General features: G+C 72.4%; 10 protein-coding genes. 5 read left to right on the top strand and 5 right to left on the bottom strand.

Features of this window, described 5'->3' with window-relative positions:
• Positions 1-108 precede the first annotated feature (108 nt).
• On the bottom strand, positions 109-3,927 hold the full coding sequence (locus tag ACFQ53_RS14345; protein ID WP_377860807.1) for an efflux RND transporter permease subunit: 3,819 nt from the start codon (positions 3,925-3,927) through the stop codon (positions 109-111).
• Positions 3,928-4,109: 182 nt separating this feature from the next.
• Between ACFQ53_RS14345 and ACFQ53_RS14340 the strand changes: the two genes are divergently transcribed.
• Positions 4,110-5,510, top strand: coding sequence for an MATE family efflux transporter (locus ACFQ53_RS14340; protein WP_377860805.1), 1,401 nt, complete (start codon positions 4,110-4,112; stop codon positions 5,508-5,510).
• 232 nt (positions 5,511-5,742) lie between these two features.
• Here the strand turns inward: ACFQ53_RS14340 and ACFQ53_RS14335 are convergent, their stop codons facing one another.
• From ACFQ53_RS14335 to ACFQ53_RS14320, 4 genes are all read right to left on the bottom strand, one after another.
• Positions 5,743-8,646: a hypothetical protein gene (locus ACFQ53_RS14335; RefSeq protein ID WP_377860803.1), complete on the bottom strand. Its 2,904-nt coding sequence runs from the start codon at positions 8,644-8,646 to the stop codon at positions 5,743-5,745.
• 204 nt (positions 8,647-8,850) lie between these two features.
• Entirely contained in the window at positions 8,851-11,253 is a 2,403-nt protein-coding gene (gene metE / locus ACFQ53_RS14330; protein WP_377860801.1) for a 5-methyltetrahydropteroyltriglutamate--homocysteine S-methyltransferase, read from the bottom strand.
• Positions 11,250-12,191 (bottom strand): methylenetetrahydrofolate reductase, encoded by a 942-nt coding sequence (locus ACFQ53_RS14325; RefSeq protein WP_377860799.1) that lies wholly within the window; start codon positions 12,189-12,191, stop codon positions 11,250-11,252. The genes metE and ACFQ53_RS14325 overlap by 4 nt, the downstream gene beginning before the upstream one ends.
• 195 nt (positions 12,192-12,386) lie before the next feature.
• Entirely contained in the window at positions 12,387-13,352 is a 966-nt protein-coding gene (locus ACFQ53_RS14320) for an acyltransferase family protein (RefSeq protein ID WP_377860797.1), read from the bottom strand.
• A 306-nt stretch (positions 13,353-13,658) separates the two neighbouring features.
• Here ACFQ53_RS14320 and ACFQ53_RS14315 point away from each other — a divergent pair, with 306 nt between their 5' ends.
• Genes ACFQ53_RS14315 through ACFQ53_RS14300 form a run of 4 tightly spaced genes read left to right on the top strand, consistent with a single transcriptional unit; the run spans position 13,659 to position 18,428 of the window.
• Positions 13,659-14,843, top strand: a complete 1,185-nt coding sequence (locus tag ACFQ53_RS14315) for a glycosyltransferase family 4 protein (protein WP_377860795.1) — start codon at positions 13,659-13,661, stop codon at positions 14,841-14,843.
• Complete coding sequence (locus tag ACFQ53_RS14310) at positions 14,843-16,039, top strand: hypothetical protein (protein ID WP_377860793.1); 1,197 nt, start codon at positions 14,843-14,845, stop codon at positions 16,037-16,039. Before ACFQ53_RS14315 ends, ACFQ53_RS14310 begins: the two co-directional genes overlap by 1 nt.
• Entirely contained in the window at positions 16,036-17,232 is a 1,197-nt protein-coding gene (locus ACFQ53_RS14305) for a glycosyltransferase (RefSeq protein WP_377860791.1), read from the top strand. Before ACFQ53_RS14310 ends, ACFQ53_RS14305 begins: the two co-directional genes overlap by 4 nt.
• Positions 17,229-18,428, top strand: a complete 1,200-nt coding sequence (locus tag ACFQ53_RS14300; RefSeq protein ID WP_377860789.1) for a Wzz/FepE/Etk N-terminal domain-containing protein — start codon at positions 17,229-17,231, stop codon at positions 18,426-18,428. Before ACFQ53_RS14305 ends, ACFQ53_RS14300 begins: the two co-directional genes overlap by 4 nt.
• Positions 18,429-18,437: the final 9 nt, after the last annotated feature.

The raw sequence follows: 18,437 nt of genomic DNA, 5'->3' as shown, positions 1-18,437 counted from the left end.
GTCTCTGCCACATGTGGCAGAGACAGCCCGCCCACGCCGTTCGCCGACACGGCCGCATCCGCAGCACTCGATACGTACCCGCCCCGCGGTGGGACGGACCTCTCCCGCTCAGCGGCGGAAGCGGTTCCGGATCCTGCGCAGCGGACCACCGCGACCCGACGTGCGTCGGGCTCCGGCCGACCCGGACCCCGTGCGCCCCTCGCCGGCGTCGCCGCGGCCGGCGGCGTGCGCACCGCTCTCCCCCGCGGGAGCCGTGTGCGCGGGGCCGGGAGCCCGGTGCGAGTTCGCCGAGGCGTCGGAACCGGCGGAGCCGTCGGTGCTCGGCGAGTCACTGGCGGGAGCCTCCGCGGGCGACGTGCCGCTGTCCGTCTCCGCGGGCGACGAGTCGGCGGGTGCCTCGGCGGGTGAGGCCGGGGAGACCGGCGCGGAGGCCGATTCCCCCGCCGCCGCAGGGTTACCCGTCGCCGACGATGCAGCCGCCGCGGCGGCTGCCCGCTCGCCGAGCTCCTTGGACTGCGCCTCGCGCTTGGCCTGGGCCTCGCGCTCCGCTGCCTCGCGGCGGTCGCGCTCGGCGGTTTCGCGACGCAGGCGACGACGCTCGCCCGGCCCCTCGGTGAGACGGTAGAGCACCGGCACGATCACCAGGGTGAGCAGGGTCGACGTGACCAGGCCGCCGATCACGACCACGGCCAGCGGCTGGGAGATGAAGCCGCCCTTGCCGGTGATGCCGAACGCCATCGGCAGCAGCGCGAAGATCGTCGCCGCCGCGGTCATGAGGATCGGGCGCAGACGCTTGGCAGCGCCCATGTGGATCGCCTCGTCCAGGGCCATGCCCCCGCGCCGGTACTGGTTGACCAGGTCGATGAGGACGATCGCGTTGGTGACCACGATGCCGACCAGCATCAGCAGGCCGATCATCGAGGGCAGCCCCAGCGGGACGCCGGTGAGGACCAGAAGGCCCAGCGCACCGGTGGCCGCGAACGGGATCGACACCAGCAGCACGAGCGGCTGCACGAGGGACTTGAAGATCCACACCAGCAGCACGTACACCAGCAGGATCGCCGCGAGCATCGCGATGCCCAGCTGGCCGAACGTCTCGTCGATGTCCGAGGCGGAGCCGCCGAGCGATGCCTTCACACCGCTGGGCAGGTCCGCGTCGTCGATCGCCTTCTGCGCCGCCTGGGAGACCGCGCCGACGTTGTCGCTCGAGGTGGGGGCGAGGGAGACGGTGACGGTCTCGACGTTGTCCTGGGTCGCGATCGACGGCCGGGACTCCTCCTGGCTGACCTTCGCGACGTCGGTGAGCGGCAGGCCCTCGGCGAGGTCGAGGTCCTTGAGCTTCTTCAGGGTGGTGACGTCGTCCTTCTGCTCGACGTAGATGTCGAGGTCCTCGTCGTCCAGGGTGATGGTGCCGACGGAGCCGGGGTTCATCTTCTGGGCGACCAGGCCGACGACGGCCTGCTCGGTGAGGCCCTTCTCGGCCGCCTTCTTGCGGTCGACGGTCACCACGGCGGTGGGCTGGTCGCCCTCGAGGTCGCTCGTGACCTCCTTGACGCCGCTGGGCGCCGGGTCGAGCTGATCGAGGATGGCGTCGTTCGCAGCCTTGCGGTCCTTGGCCGTCGGCCCCGTGATCTGGATGTCCACGGTGCTCGAACCGGTCGCCGAGGTCATGTCGGCCGCCTCGACGTCCCCGGGATCCGGGAGGTCCTGCAGGGTGCGGACCATCTTCGTCTGCAGCGCCTGCTGGTCGGAGTCGGCGTCGGTGGTGATCGAGAAGCTGACCTCGTTCTCCCCGCCGCCTCCGCCGGCGCTGAAGCCGCCGTCGCCGCCGGAGCCGATCGTGGTCTGCACGGTCTCGACGCCGTCGAGGTCCATGAGGGCCTTCTCGGAGTCCTTGGCCTTCTTCGAGGAGTCCTCGAGGCTCGTCCCGGCGGGCAGGGTCTGGGTGATCGAGGCGATGTTCTGCCCGGTGTCGCCCAGGAAGTTCACCTTCAGCAGCGGCGTGAGGAACACGGTGCCCACGAGCACCACGATCGCGACGACGACCGTGATCAGGCGCCGCGGCAGCGAGTTCAGGGTCAGGCGCAGCACGGGCGCGTAGAGGCGGTGCAGCCAGGTGCGCTCCTCGCGCGCCTCGGCGGCCTCGCGCACCTTCGCGACCTGCGCCTCGTCGTCCGGATCGTCCGGCACCGGCTGCTTCTTGGGCGGGCGCAGGAACCAGTACGCGAGCACCGGCACGATCGTGAGCGCGACCAGCAGCGAGCTGAGCATCGCGATCGCGACGGTGAGGGCGAACGGTCGGAACAGCTCCCCGGCCATGCCGGCGACGATCGCGATCGGCAGGAACACCACCACGGTGGCGAGCGTCGAGGCGGTGATCGCCCCCGCGACCTCCCTGACGGCGTCCAGGATGGCCCGTCTGCGGGTCTTGCCGTAGGCCAGGTGCCTGGTGATGTTCTCGATGACCACGATCGAGTCGTCGACCACGCGGCCGATGGAGATCGTGAGCGCCGCCAGGGTCAGCATGTTCAGCGTGTAGCCCGTGACGAGCATGCCGATGAACGCGATGAGCAGCGAGGTCGGGATCGAGATCGCGGTGACGAGGGTGGGGCGCAGGCGGCGCAGGAACAGCAGGATCACGCCGACGGCCATGACCAGGCCCAGCAGGCCCTCCTCGGCGAGGGAGACGATCGACTCGCGGATGAACGGCGCCTGGTCGAAGACCACGTCGCTCTTCGCGTCGCCGCCGACCTCGGTGAGAGTGCTGTCGAGCGTGGAGGAGACGTCCTTGGAGATGTCCACGACGTTGCCGTCGGACGTCGCGGTCACCATCATCACCAGCGACTGACGGCCGTTGGTGCGCGAGATCGAGGTCGGGTCCTCGGTGGTCTCCTCGACCTTCGCGACGTCGCCCAGGGTGCTTACCTCCTGCTGGCCGGCCTGGCCCTGCTGGCCGGTCTGGCCCTGCTGGCCCGACTGGCCCTGCTGGCCCGACTGGCCCTGGTCCGTCGCGCCCTGGTCGGCGCCCGTCTGGCCCTGCTGGCCCGACTGGCTCGACTGGCTCGACTGGCCGGTCTGGCCCTGCTGGCCTGCGGCGTCGCCGCCGGCCGCGCCGCCGCTCGACCCGTCGGCCGATCCGCCGGAGGCAGCGGAGGAGTCCGACGAGCCGGAGGACGCGCCCTGCGAACCGGGCATGACGACCATGCCCTTGAGGTCGTCGATGCTGGTCATCTCCTGGCCGATGACCACGTCGATGCTCTGCTTCTTGTCGGTCACGCTGCCGCCGGGCAGGGAGAGGCCGTTCGCATCGAGCGCCGTGGAGATGTCGTCGTCGGTGAGGCCGCGCTTCTCCATCTCGTCCTCGTCGGGCGTGATGCGCACGATCTTCTCGGGCGCGCCGATCACCGCGACGGAGGAGACGCCGTCCACGCGCTCGAGCTCCGGGGTGACGCTCGTGTCGAGGCGGTCGGCGAGCTCGGACGGGTCCAGATCGGAGGAGACAGACAGCACCACGGCCGGGAGGTCGCTCGTGCCGCCGGAGATGACCTGCGGGTCCGCGCCCTCGGGCAGTTGGTCGTCGATGCGGCCGACGGCCGCGTCGACCTGGTTGGTCGCGCGCGCGGTGTCCGTGCCGTAGGTGAGCTCGACGGTCACCACCGAGACGCCCGCCTGCGAGGACGAGGAGGTCTTCTCGACGTCCTCGATGCCCGTGACGGCCTGCTCGACGGGTTTGCTGATCTGCTTCTGCACCTGCTCCGAGGAGGCCCCCGGCGAGGTGGTCATCACCTGGATCTGCGGGAGCGAGACGGAGGGGATCAGCTCCTGGCGCATGGTCGTCATCGCGAAGATCCCGATGATCGAGACGGCGATGCAGACCAGAGCGATGAACGGACGATTGTTCAGGCTGAGCTTGGCCAGACGGTTCATGAGTCTCCTGGGCCGATGGGCCGGGACGGTCGAGCGGGGCGTGCGGACTCGGCCGACGCAGCGCGGCCATCCTCGGGCATTCGACCACAGTCCGGACATCGCGAGCATCAGCCGAAGGTCGGAGCATCGGGTGTGATCCGTGCCCCGCCCGTCGGCTGCCCGGCCCCTGGCACGATGGATCCGTGCCCGAGCCCTTGCCCGATCCTCCCCCCGACTCCTCCCGCGACTCCTCCCCCGTGCGCCCGGCCGACCCCTCGCCCGCGGCGGCGCGGCGCTCCGTCGACCGCGAGATCCTGCGCCTCGCGCTGCCATCGCTCGGCGCGCTCGTCGCCGAGCCGCTCTTCGTCATCACCGACTCCGCGTTCATCGCGCGCGTCTCGACGACCTCACTGGCCGGGCTCGGACTCGCCTCGACGGTGCTGACGACGGTCGTCGGGCTCTCCGTGTTCCTCGCCTACTCGACGACCGCGGCGGTCGCCCGGGCCGTCGGGGCCGGGCGCATGCGCGAGGCCATCGCCCGCGGGGTCGACGCCGCGTGGCTCGCCCTGATGATCGGCGCGGGCTGCCTGCTCCTGCTGGTCGCCGGCGGAGGCGTGCTGCTCCCGCTCTTCGGGGCGGGGGCCGACGTCACCGCCGAGGCCGCCGTCTACCTGCGGATCTCCGCGCTCGGCCTGCCCGCGATGCTCTCCGTGCAGGCGACCACGGGGCTGATCCGAGGACTCCAGGATGCACGCCTCCCCCTCCTCGTGGCCGTGGGCGGAGCACTGCTGAACATCCCCCTGAACGCCGCGCTCATCTTCGGCCTCGGCATGGGGATCGCCGGGAGCGCGACGGGCACCGTGATCTGCCAGTGGCTGATGGCAGGCGTCCTGCTGGGCGTGGTCGTGCGTCATGCGCGCCGCGAGGGCGTGGCGCTGCGGCCGCACCTGGGCTCGGTCGCCGCGACCGGTCGCGAATCGTTCCCGATGCTCGTGCGCACCCTGAGCCTGCGGATCGTCACCCTCGTCACCGTGCTCGTCGCGGCGCGCCTCGGCGCGGTGCAGCTGGCCGCGCACCAGCTCGCCACCACCGTGTTCACGCTGCTCTCCCTCGCGCTCGACGCCCTGGCGATCGCGGGGCAGGCCCTCACCGGTCGTCACCTGGGGGCGGCCGACACCATGACGGTCCACGCCGTGACCAGCCGACTCACCCGGTGGGGCGTGGGCGGCGGAGCCGTGGTCGGCGTGATGCTGCTCGCGGCGAGCTACGTGGTGCCCTCCTGGTTCAGCCCCGACCCGGCCGTGCAGGAGAGCCTGCGCGCGGCGCTGTGGGTGCTGGTCGTCGCCCAGCCCGTCGCCGGCTACGTGTTCGTGCTCGACGGCGTCCTCATGGGCGCAGGCGACGCCCCCTACTTGGCCCGGGCCGGCATGCTCACGATGCTCGCCGTGATGCCCGGTGCGATCGTCGTCTGGCTCTGGGCGCCGGCGGGACCGCTGGGCCTGGCCGCCCTCTGGGTCGCCACGAATCTGCTGTTCATGGTCGCTCGCGCCGTCGCCCTCGGCGTCCGCGTGCGCGGGAACGCCTGGATGCGCACGGGGGCGTAGGGCGGCAGGGATCCGGCGCGGGTACGCGCGGTGCGCGGCGCACGGCACGCACCGAGGCCCACGGCCCCACGGCCCCCGGCCCCCGGCCCCACGTGCCTCACGGGAACACGCGACGATGACCAGGATCTATGACAGGAACGGCCCGTTCCTGTCATAGATCCTGGTCATCGTCGGGCGCTGAGGCCGTGGGTCGCCGGACCGACAGATCGACGGACCGAATGCCCGCAGGGGCTCAGTACTCGCTGTACTGGACGGAGAGCTTCCCGTCGTCGTCGACGGAGACCGCGCCCGAAACCGTGATCGAGCTGTCGCTCGTCTCGTCGGTCGGCTTCTCGTCGTCCAGGAACGGCTCCTGCTTGTAGGAGTAGACGGCGGAGCCGGCGTCCTCGTACCCGGTCGAGAAGTACCAGCCGTCCTCCTCCTCGACGGTGACCGTGGGGTAGTCCTCGATCTTCCACGACCCGGAGTCGTCGACCTCGTCGTACACGTACGCCTCGAAGGGGCAGTCCTCGGGCGCGGCGTCCTTGCTGGTCGCGCACTCGTCGATCGTCGCGTTCACCTGCTTCTGCACCTCTTTCTGACCGGCCTCGGAGAGCTGGTAGAAGGGGCTGGCGTAGGTGTCCTCGTCACCGCTCGGCTCGACGAGCACCGGCACCTCGCTGTCCGTCACGGTGACCAGATCGGAAGCGGCGGGAAGCGACACGGTGTACGTCCCGGGCAGCGCCGGCAGGTCCACGAAACCCGGCGACAGATCCAGCCCGGACACGTCGACCTCCTGATCGTTCACGAGGATCGTGGACGTGCCCTGGTCGACCACGAGCCGGAGCGTCGAGTACTCGACGGCGCCCAGCCGCCACGACGGGAACACGACGGCGGAGCGGCCCGCGCGCTCGACCGTGAAGGTCTGCTCGCTGGTGACGCCGTCCTGCGTGATGCGCGCGGTGACCTGCGCGGATCCGTCGTCCTGGCGGTCGGTGGCCGTGATCTCGTGGGAGTCCGGGCGCTGCGCCGCCGCGCCCGCGATCTCGTCGGTCAGCAGCACCTGCTGAGCGGTCGGCACGTTCGCGGGCGCCAGCTCGGACGCCTGCGAGGCCGAGCCGTCCTCCAGGGCGGAGAGGTAGGCGTCCACGCTCTTCTCCGGCGCGTAGACGGTCCTGGCGACCACGTTGTACGCGATGACCAGCCCCACGACCAGGACGCAGATCGCGCCGGCTCCGGCGAAGCCGGCGATGAGGCGGCGGCGCGCCTTCTTCGAGAGCGGCCGACGTTCCTGGGTGCCCGACCCCGATCCGGACATGTCGACGGTCGTCGCGCTGCCGATCGCGGCGCCACCGGCGAGCCCGGCCGCTGCACCGGCGGCGAGCCCAGCGGCCCCGGTCGGAGCGCCGGTCGGGGCCCCGGTCGGAGCGCCAGGCGCCGTGCCGTCGGCGGCCCCCGTCGCCGGGCTCCCGGGCGCGGCGGCCCCCGGAGCTCCGACGGCGTTCTGGGAATCGACGACGTCGGCGGGCGCCAGAGGACGGCGGAACCACGAGAGCGTGCGGCGCGGCAGCACCGGGCCCAGCAGCGGGGCGAAGAACCGCGAGAGCACCTCGACGATCACCCCGGCCAGCAGCGCGAGGAAGGGCGTCCACCAGGCGAGCCCGACCGAGCCGGACATCTGCTCGCCGCCGCCGAAGAATCCGCCCTCCACGCCGAAGGACACGGAGACCCGCGCCAGCACGAGCAGCACGATCCCGCCGGCGAAGTAGACCACGGGGAGCGCGGCCCAGGAGACGACGAGGGCGATGATGTTCCCCGGCACGATGCGCCGGCCGTGGTTCCACGGCAACGAGACCACCAGCAGCACGCCGATCCCCACCAGGATCGTGAGCAGCCACGCGTACCAGGGCAGGTCGAAGACCGTGGCGCGGCCCGTGAAGCTCGAGGAGGGCAGGAACTCGCCGAGGAGGTCGGGAGCGTTCGCCTTCGCCGTCAGCGAGGACAGCAGCGGCAGCCCGGTGAGCGCCGCGATCATCTGACCGCCCAGCAGCGGCAGCAGGAGCACGAACACGAATACCGGCGGCTGCTCCCCGTCCGCGAGCGCCTGGATCGTGGTGCCGATGGCGCCGAGGACCCCGAGCGCGATGCCGATGACGAGCGCGTGGACGACGGCGAGCTTCGCAGCGGCGGGCAGGTCCGCGATCAGCGGCCACCAGGCCCAGCGTGCGCGCCGGCTCATCCGGCCGAGCCCGATCGCGAGGGTGATCAGCACCAGCGAGCCGAAGAACGCATCGAAGCCCGCGGCGTGCACGCGCAGCGAGAAGCCCTCCTCGATCGGGACGGGCTGGGCGAGGATGAGGGCCGCGAGCACCGTGACCAGTGCGGTGGCGATGCCCGTGATCAGCGCGCTGACCCAGATGCCGAGCAGCCCCGTGGTGCGCCCGCGCTGGACGAGGCGACCGCCGTAGAAGGCCAGCAGCACCATGACGAGGGTGACGACGAACGGGAGCAGCCGCACGGAGGCCCGCAGGGCGACCCCCTCGTACTCCGCGTGCGTCCCCCAGGAGCCGAAGGATGCCATCGCGACCAGCTGGAACGGCATGCGCACGATCATCGCGATCCCGCTCAGCGCGCCCTCGGGATCGATGCCCGCAGAATCCAGCTCGTCGCCGACCTCACCGGTGCCGGAGGCGCCCACGGCCATCGCCGCCGCCGAGAGCAGCACCGCGAGCAGCGAGGTCAGGAGCGCGCCGACATAGGCGACGCCGCCCACCGCGAGCGAGCGGAGGGGGCTCTCCAGACCGGCACCCCGCAGGGTCGCGACCACCTGCTCCGTGCTCATCGATGACGAGGAGGTCGGCATCGCCTGCGGCCCGGGGGCCGTGGGCGCACCCTGCCCGGGCGCCGCGCCGACGGGAGCGGCAGGTGCCGACGACCCGGCGGAGGCGGAGCCCTGCTGCCCGGGAGCCGCGGGGGTCTGCTGCCCGAGGTCCACCGGATCGCCGGCGGACCGGGTCGGCTCCTGACCGTACGAGCCGTACGAATAATCTGCGGTGCGCTGCTCGTCCTGGGGCGAGCTCTGGGCGGTGTGCTCAGGCGGCTGCGCGGACGGCGTCGTGCCGTCGGGCGCGGTCGTGCCGTCGTCGGGCGTCGTCATCGGAAGGTCCCCTCGTGCTGATCCGTGATGTGCAGGATCGGATCCCCACCCGCACCGGTCGCGCCCACCATGAGGAGCCGATGATCAGGGTCCGTGCGGAAGATCTTCACCCTGTTCTCAGGTTAGCGTCGCCGACCGACATTTCCGGGGGAATCCCGACGTGCGGACGCCCGATCTTCGGGCGCCCGCTCGACCCCGCGCCCGTCAGCCGACCGGCAGACCCGACCCCTCGCGGGCCGCCTGCTCGCGGACGGCGCGCGCGGCCTCGACCAGGTGCCGGAGGCTCTCGGTGGTCTCCTCATAGCCGCGGGTCTTGAGCCCGCAGTCGGGGTTCGCCCACAGCCGCCCCTCCCCCACGCGGTCGAGCGCGGCCGAGAGCTGGGAGCGGATCTCCTCGGCGGCGGGAACGCGCGGCGAGTGGATGTCCCAGACCCCCGGGCCGATGCCTCGGGAGAACCGCTCGGGATCGAGAGCCTCGAGGATCTCGCCGCGCGACCGGGCGGCCTCGATGCTGGTGACGTCGGCCCCCAGGGCGTCGATCGCGTCCACGACCTCGTTGAACTCGGAGTAGCACAGGTGGGTGTGGATCTGGGTGGCGTCGGCCGCGCCGGAGGTGGCGAGGCGGAAGGAGTCGACGGACCAGCGCAGGTAGTCGTCCTGGTCGGAGGCGCGCAGCGGCAGCAGTTCGCGCAGCGCGGGCTCGTCGACCTGGACGATGCCGATGCCGGCCGCCTCGAGGTCCGCGATCTCGTCGCGCAGCGCGAGGGCGACCTGGTCGGCGGTCTCGCCGAGGCTCTGGTCGTCGCGCACGAACGACCAGGCGAGGATGGTCACCGGACCGGTGAGCATGCCCTTGACCGGCTTGTCGGTGAGCGACTGCGCGTACGCCGACCAGCCCACGGTGATCGGTGCGGGACGCGAGACGTCGCCGAAGAGGATCGACGGGCGCGTGCAGCGGGAGCCGTAGGACTGCACCCAGCCGTGCGCGGTGGTCGCGAAGCCGTCGAGGTGCTCGGCGAAGTACTGGACCATGTCGTTGCGCTCGGGCTCGCCGTGCACCAGGACGTCCAGGCCCAGCTCCTCCTGCAGCGCGACGACGCGGCGGATCTCCTCGCGCATCGCCTGCTCGTAGGCGGCGGCGTCGATGCGCCCGGCGCGGTGGTCCGCGCGCGCCCTGCGCACGCTCGCGACCTGCGGGAAGGAGCCGATGGTGGTGGTCGGGAGCACGGGCAGGCCGAGCCGCGACTGCTGGGCGGCGCCGCGCACCTCGAAGGCCGAGCGCTCGAGGTCCGCCGCCGTCAGGCCCGCGGCGCGCTCGCGCACCTCGCTGCGGCGCACGCCCGCGAAGTCGCGGGGAACGGAGCGGGGCCCGTCGACGGAGCCGGGGGCGATGGACGAGCCCGCGAGGGCCACGATCTCGGCGATCTTCTCGTCGGCGAAGGCGAGGGTCGCGCGCAGGTCGGCGGGCAGATCGGTCTCACGATCGAGGGTGTGCGGGACGTGCTGGAGGGACACCGAGGTCGAGACGACGACGGCGCCGGGGTCCCCGCCCGCCTCGGCCACGAGCTCGCGCAGCAGGGCGAGGCGCGCGGCGGCCGTGGGCAGCTCGGTGCGCCAGACGGAGCGGCCCTCGACGAGACCGGCGACGATCCCGGTGCGGCCGACGCCCTCGAGCTGTGCGGCGCTCGGGATCTCGCCGCGCGTGAGATCGAGGTGGACGGCCTCGACGCCGGTGGCGAGCACGGCGGGCAGCAGGTCGCCGATGCCGCCGTAGGGGGTGGTGACGAGGATCTGCGGACGGTCCTCGGCCGACGCCAGGCGGCCCTCGGCGCGCTCGAGCAGCGCGGCGAGGCCCTGCGGGTCGACGCGCTGGTCGGCGGCGAGTGCGGGCTCGTCGAGCTGCACCCAGCTCGCGCCCGCCTCGTGGAGGCGGGCCAGCAGCTCGGCGTAGACGGAGACCACGTCGTCCAGGCGGTCCAGCGGGTCGAAGTCCGCCGGCGCGCCGTCCTGCGCCTTGGCGAGCAGGAGCAGGGTCAGGGGGCCGACGAGCACCGGGCGTGCTGCGGCACCGGCACCGGCACCGGCACCGGCCTCGAGGCTCTCGCGGAACAGGTCTATGACCTGGGTGGATGCGATATGAAGGTCGGTGTCGGGGCCGATCTCCGGGACCAGGTAGTGGTAGTTCGTGTCGAACCACTTGGTCATCTCGAGCGGAGGCTGCTCGGCGGTGCCGCGCGCCAGCGCGAAGTGCCCGTCGAGGTCGATCGTCCCGTCGGCCCCGAGGACGTCGGCGAAGCGGTCCGGGACGATGCCCACGGCGAGCGCGGCGTCGAGCACCTGGTCATAGAGCGAGAACGTCTCGGGGATCGCGGCACGGCCGGTGAGACCGAGCTCGGCGAGGCGCGAGCGGGTCGCGTCCCGCAGCGCGCGGGTGCGCTGCGCGAACTCGGCGCAGTCGATGCGGCCGGACCAATAGGCCTCCTCGGCCTTCTTGAGCTCGCGGTCGGGGCCGATGCGCGGGTAGCCGACGGGCGTCGCGGCGGGCAGCGCGGTGTGGGCAGTGTTCGGGGCGTGGGCGGTGTCCGGGGTGCGGGGAGCGGTCGTCATCGGGCATCTCCTGTGGTCGGGTCGGACCAGCGGTCCAGGTCGAGGGATTCGAGCACGTCGAGCGACTCGGCGTGGCGGTTGAAGGTGAACAGGTGCAGTCCGGGGGCGCCGGCGTCCAGGACGCGGGTGATGAGGTCGACCGTCCAGCGCACGCCGATGCGTCGCTGCTCGGACTCGTCGCGCGCGGTCTCCAGGGCATGCATGAGATCGCGCGGGAGCGGCACACCGGAGAGCTCGCCCAGGCGCTCGAGGCGCCGCGGATTCGTGGCGGGCACGAAGCCGGGGATCACGGGCATCCGGAGGCCCGCGTCGCAAGCCTTCCCGATCAGCGCGCAGTATTCGGCGGGATCGAAGAAGACCTGCGTGATCGCGAAGTCGGCGCCCGCGCGCTCCTTGGACAGCAGCACCTCCAGATCGTGCTGGGAGGTGGGCGACTCGGGGTGGCGGTGCGGGTAGGCGGCCACACCCACGCTCACGCGCCCGCCCGCCAGGGCCGCCGTGCGCTCGCGCTCGACCTCGCGGATGAGGTCCACGAGCGGACGGGCGAAGGGGATCTCGTCGCCCTCGAGGTCGTGCCCCTCCTCCTGGTCGCCGCGCAGGGCGAGGATCCCGCGCACGCCGCGGTCCAGGAGGGCCTGGACGACGGTGCGCAGCTCGGCCCGGCTCGAGCCGATCGAGGTCACGTGCACGAGGGGCCGCAGGTCGGTCTCGTGCAGCACGTGGTCGGTGAGCTCGAGGACGCGAGCGAGGTTCCGCTGTCCGGTGCGGCTGGTGACGGAGACGTAGTCGGGCGCGGTGGTCTCGAGCTGGGCGATGGTGTCCCGCAGGCGCTCGAAGGTGGTGTCGGTGCGCGCCGGGAACAGCTCGTAGCTGAGCGCGGGCCGCCGGCGGGCCGCCACCGTGCGCTCGAGCTCGGGCAGGGTCGTGGGCGCTGTCATGCCCGGGAAGCTACGGGAGCGGGTCGCGCCGACTGAAGGATGGTGACCGTGTGTGAACCCGGTCATATGAAGGGGCTGGTCAGTGGGCCCCACGACCCCCGCGGGGCATGACGCCCGCCTCGCCCGATCGCCGACGACCCAGGCGGCCCAGGGAACGCAGGAGACGCAAGGGACGCACGGAACTCAGGGAGCGCGTCACCGCGCCGGCTGCATCTCGGTGCGACTCTCCGCTCGCGGTCGCCAGGTGCCGGGGAACTCGTAGAGGAAGCGCGACCAGGGACGCAGCAGCACCGCGCCCACACCGGCGCCGACGGACAGCACGAACATCAGCAGATAGGGCAGCACGCCGCCGGCACCGAACCCCATCTGATGCCAGGCGAACATCGCCGGGAAGTGCACGAGGTAGATGACGATCGAGTTCCGGCCCATCCACTCCAGCGCGCGCACCGGCGCGATGCGCGGCACGCGCGGGGCCGCCCACAGCACCACGACGAGCCCGACCCCGGAACCGAGCGCCGCCAGGAGCCCGCCGTTCGCCTCGCCGCCCAGCCGGGCGACGTGCACCATCCACGGCACCGAGAAGACGGCTGCGATCAGCGCGATCCACCACGGGGCCCGGATCACGCGGTGCAGGTGCGGCTGCAGCGCTGCGCCGAGGAAGAAGAAGAACCCGTACCAGGGACGGTGCCAGACCATCCCCGGGAAGTCGTCCGGGGACCCGAGCATCCCGACGGGGAGGGAGACGACCAGGAGCGCCAGCGCCACGACGATCGGCGGGATCCGACGCGTGAGCAGTCCCAGCAGATAGAACATCACGAGCGCATCGAGGTACCAGGTGTGGGGCTGCTCGGCCAGCAGCCAGTACCTCGGATGCAGGGCGTTGTCGATGCCGAAGATGCCCAGCATGATCGCCGTCCAGAGCACGCACGGCCAGACGATCCGTCGCAGCTTCCCGCTGAGGAACACGGAGGTCGGTTTCTCGAGCGAGCGCGGGAGCAGGACCCCGGACAGGAACAGCAGGGCGGGGATCCGGTACGCGGAGAGCGCGATGCAGATGTGGGAGATGACGGGATTCGTCTCGGGCACCATCGAGTGCCCTGCGGCGACGAGCACGACCGCGAACCCCCGGTACAGGTCCATCCATGTGACGCGTGCGGGCACGCGCGGCACAGAACCGGACGTGGCGGACGAAACGGTCAATCTGCTCACGTCTCAGGAAGCTATCAGACGGCCTCCCGCACCCCGTCGGGCCGCTGTCCGCGCACCCGGCCGGGAGTGAGCGCGCTCGCAGATGGGTGGAAGTCGGGCATTCCCGTCAATATGGTGACAAGATGGGCTTGGTGACCGAACGGTAGACACCGTCGATCCCGGGAGCGCGGCACCGCACCGTCCGTCACGGACAGGGCGCCGCCGCGGAACGCCACAGGGGCACGTGGGGAACGAACATGCAGGACATCGGGGGATGGAATGGTCGAGAACGCATCATCGCGCGCTGACACCGCGCCCCTGCACGTCCTCCATCTGATCCACACCACCGCCTTCGGCGGGGTCGAGGCCTCCGCGGAGAACCTCCGCCGGACTCTCGAGGGCCCCTCGGCCGGCACCCGGCCGCGCTACCGGATCGCCGCCCTCGCCGCCGCGCCCGAGCACCTGCAGGCGGTGCGCGCCCATGTCGTCGGCTCCGGGGTGAACAGTCCCCTCTCCGCTCTGCGCATGCTCCGGGAGGTCCGCGCCTCGCGGCCCGACGTCCTGGTCACCTCGCTGTGGCGGGCGGTCGCACTCGGTGCCGCGGCCCGCACGCTCCGGGTGTCGCGACGCACGCGCTGGGCGATCTGGGTGCACCTCCCCCGCTATACGAATCCGCTGGACCGACTGGTCCACACCTGGTGCCTCCCCCGCGCCGACGCCGTCATCTGCGACTCCGAGGCGACTGCCGCGCAGCTCGTGCGCCCCGCCCTCGTCAGGTCGGGACGAGAGGTCCCGGTCCACATCGTGCAGCCGGCGGCGGCCGCCCTGAACGGCTCGTCGTCCTCGTCCGTCACGGACGCCCCGCGACCCGACGAGCCGCTGCGCCTCGCCTTCTGGGGGCGCCTCGCACGGCAGAAGCGACTGGACCTGGTGGTGGGCCTCCTGGCGCGAGTGCGCGAGATCCGGGACGCGGGGGCGGAGCTCACCCTCATCGGGCCCGACGCCGGCGAGCGGGCCGCACTCGACCAGCAGATCCGGGACGCCGGCCTCGGTGACAGCGTGCACTTCCTCGACCCGATGGACCGCGAGCAGCTCTCCGAGGAGATCGCACGGACTCACGTGTTCGTCCAGCTCTCGGATTCCGAGGGCTTCGCGATGTCCGCGCACGAGGCCCTGGCCTCGGGGCTCGTCTGCGTGCTCACACCCGTCGGTCAGCTCGCCGCGGACACCTCCGACGGACAGGACTGCATCCAGCATCACGGTGATCTCGACACCACCGCCCGGCGACTCGTGGACCTCGCCGCGGCCCCCGAGAGCTTCCGGGCGATGGGCGAGAAGGCACGCACGGCCGGCGCGGCCGACGCCGTGAGCGAGTTCGTGGAGGCCTGCGAGGTCATCGCCGGCCGGGCCGACGGCGGCACGCCGGCCGAGGATCGGCCGTCACACGACAGGGCGGTCCTCTGATGGAGAACAATCAGAGCACCGGGCTCGGGAACCAGATCACCGTCGTCGTCCTCGCCGGAGCGGCGCTGCTGGCGGCGCTCGTCGCCCGCTTCGTGCTGCCCGCGCAGTTCCTGCTGGACGACGGCCACCTCCGCGACGCCATGGATCCGCAGCACGCGTACCTCTCGGACTCCTCGTTCCAGATGGTCGCAGCGCTGTACCGGGGGCTGGGTCTGGCCGACGCCCCTTCCCTCGCGGCCCTGCTCGGCGAAGCGCTGTTCCTCGTGGGCATGTTCGCGGCGATCGGATGGGGTCGCATCCGGCACATGGGCGTCATCTCGCTGACCGCCGTCGCCGCGAGCGTGCTGCTGTCCGTCGCCTACCTGGGCCAGTACAGCAAGGAGCTGCTCACGCTGGTCGTGATGCTCCTGGTGCTCGCGGCGCCGCGGCGCTGGCAGGGCGAGATCGTGGTCGTGGGTGCGTGCCTCGCCTACGGCGCCGCCGTCCGCCCGTACTGGATCCTGGTCGCGGCGCTCTACGTGCTGTGGCGTCTGGCCTTCCGATACCTGAAGCGCCCGATCTGGCTGCTCGTGGTGCCCGTGCTCGTGTACGCCGCACTGCAGCCGGCGTTCCTCACGGTGCTGGGCGGCGGACTGCAGTCCCAGCGCACGGCGGTCAACGGCACCCGCGAGACCACCGGGGACGTCGCCTCGCTGATCGTGAGCCCGCTGCCGGACGCGGCCGGGCCGATGGGGGTCGTCGCGGCGCTGGTGATGCTGATCCTGATGGTCGTCCCGGTGCCGCTTCTGCTCTCACTGAGCCCGTACCACATGGTCAGCGCCGTGCTCATCCTGAGCATCTGGCTCACCGTGCTGCTGCCCGTCGTCCGGGGCGCGGTGCAGGGCCGGACGGCGCCTACGCAGCCCCGCGCGCGGGTCACCGCGAGCCGCTGCGCCGCCCTGCTGCTGGCATTCCTGCTGGTCCAGGCGCTGTTCGAACCGGACTTCGGCTCGTGTCTCAAGCATCTCTCACCGCTGCTCCCTCTGTTCCTGGCGATGCTGCCGTCCTCGATCGGTCGGGCGGGCGCGGGGGCCGAGCCCCACGCGCGGACACAGGCGGACGAGCAGCCCTCGCCACAGGCGCAGGCACGGGCGCAGGACGTGCCCACCGCCCTCACCCCGCACCCGACCCGTCGGCCGCAGGAGGCGGTCCTATGAGGATCCTCCACGTCACCCAGGCATCGTTCGCCGGCGTGCTGTCGTCCTCGACGGCGATCGCCCGCGCCCAGGCCGAGGTCCCGGGGGTCGAGGTCACCTACGCCTGGTCGCCCCGCACCGTCTCCCCGGCCCCTGACCAGATCCAGCAGATGGTGGGGCCGCGCGTCCGCGTGGTCCGGCTGAGCCGCTCGCCGCGCCTGGGAGTCCCCGCGCTCGGCGCCCGGCTCCCCGGACTGATCGCGCGCGGGGACTTCGACGTCGTGCACCTGCATTCGTCGTTCGCGGGGATGCTCGGCCGCATCGCGGCCCTGATCGCAGGCCGACGCTCCACCGTGGTCTACAGCCCGCACAGCTTCGCCTTCGACCGGCCCGACACCTCGCGCGCACGGCGCATCGCGTACCGGTCCCTCGAACGGCTCGGCGCACGGATCTCATCCGCGATCATCGCCTGCTCCCCCTCGGAGCAGGCCGTGGCACGCAGCGCGATCCCCGATGCGCGCACGGCGATCCTCACCAATGCCGTGGATGCGCGGTCGCTCGCGCAGGAGCGCCGCGCAGCGCAGGAAGAGCGCACCCCCGGCGTCCAGGACGGGACTCACGAGGGCGCGCCCGACGCGCCCCGGCTGCGGGTCGCCCACATCGGCCGGATCGCCTCGCAGAAGCGCCCCGACCTGTTCGGTCGGATCGCCGAGCGCTTCGTCGGCGGCGCGGCCCGCGCGGCCGAGGCACCCGCGGGGGCCGAGGGGGCGGACGCACCGCGCTTCACCTGGCTCGGCGAAGGCGATCGCTCCCTGCTCCCCCCGTCGGTCGAGGTCACCGGATGGCTCACGCCGGCGCAGCTGCACCGCGAGCTCGCCCGCACCGACATCGTCCTCTTCACGAGCGCGGCCGAGGGCATGCCGGTCTCCCTGCTCGAGGCGCAGGCCATGGGGATCCCGATCGTCGGCAGCCGGGTGACCGGCATCGTCGACCTCGTGGACGACGGGCGCACCGGCCTCCTCTTCACCACGGAGGACGAGGGCCATGAGGCCCTGCGACGCCTGCTGAGCTCCCCCGGGGAGCGCCGCGCCCTGGGCCGGACCGCGGCGCGAGAGGTCGCGGTCGACTTCGACCTGGACGGCCTCGCCGAGCGCTCGTTCACCGCGTACACGTCGCTGGGGCTGCCCGTGACGACGACGAAAGGAATCCGATGAGCACCGAACGACTCCGGCAGCTGCTCGCCACCTCGTGGTGGAAGCTCCTCGCGGGACTCCTGATCGGCGCCCTCCTGGCCGTGCCGGTCCTCGCGATCGCACCGAAGGAGTACACCTCGACCGCTCGGGTCCTGGTGCAGTCCACCCCGTCGGACGAAGCACGCGCCGCTGACCAGCAGACCTACATCGACTCGATGCTGCCCACCTTCATCGCCCTGGCGGAGTCGGACTCGAGCCTCGGGGCGATCGCGAAGGCCTCCGGCGACGGCGTCGACGAGCAGGACGTCCGCGACGGCCTCACCTACGAGGCCGACTCCGACTCCGCGGTCATCACCATCACCGGCACCGGAGACACCCCGAAGACCGCGAGCACGCTCACCGAGGCCGCCGCGGAGACCTTCGTCGACCAGACTCCCGACGCCTCCGGCGCGAAGGACACCACGGTCCAGATCCTCGAGCAGGCGTCCGCCGCGAAGCTTCCCAGCAGCCCCGATCCGCTGGTCGTCGGCCCCGCACTGATGATCCTCGGCCTGCTCGCCGCCTTCCTCCTGGCGCTTCTCAGCCCCGGTCGCCGACGCCCGCCCCGCAACGCGCGCGAGCTCGCCTATCTGGCCGACGCCCCCGTGCTCGGAACGCTCGCACCGCGCGGGGCGCGACTGCATCGCGACGCTTCCCGCCGAGGGCTGCCCACGACGGCCGCAGGGATCGGCGGCCGTGTCCGCCGCCTCGGTGATCCCATGATCGCCCTGGTCGGCGTCGGGTCGATCGACGAGCGAGCCTTCTCCGCACTGCAGCGGGCCGCGTCCGCGGCAGAGCCCGACGCGCAGATCCGGACCGGCGCCCGGTCCGGCGCCGAGGCGGAGACCGTGATCCGCCGCCTCGAGCTGACCGACGAGCTCTCCGAGCTTCCCGTCGGGGCGGGAGCGGTGCTCGTGGTCAGCGCCGCCTGCTCGGTGCGCACGCTGCAGCACGCCGCTCGCTTCGCGCGCGGTCACGGCGTTCGCGTGCGCGGTGTCGTGGTCGCGTCGGCAGAGGCCGCCCGCGATCTCTCACGGCACCGGGGCGTCCCGGCGCGGGAGCTCGGACGGATCGACGAGCGCCTCACCGCGGCGGATCCCGCGGATCCCGCGGATCCCGAGGACCATCCGGCGCGTGCGGACGCTCCAGTGCGCGTGTCCACATCAGAGAACTCATGAGGGGGAAAC

This window comes from Brachybacterium sp. NPDC056505 (assembly GCF_042794925.1).
Lineage (GTDB): Bacteria > Actinomycetota > Actinomycetes > Actinomycetales > Dermabacteraceae > Brachybacterium > Brachybacterium kimchii.
This window is presented reverse-complemented; position numbering and strand designations above follow the sequence as displayed.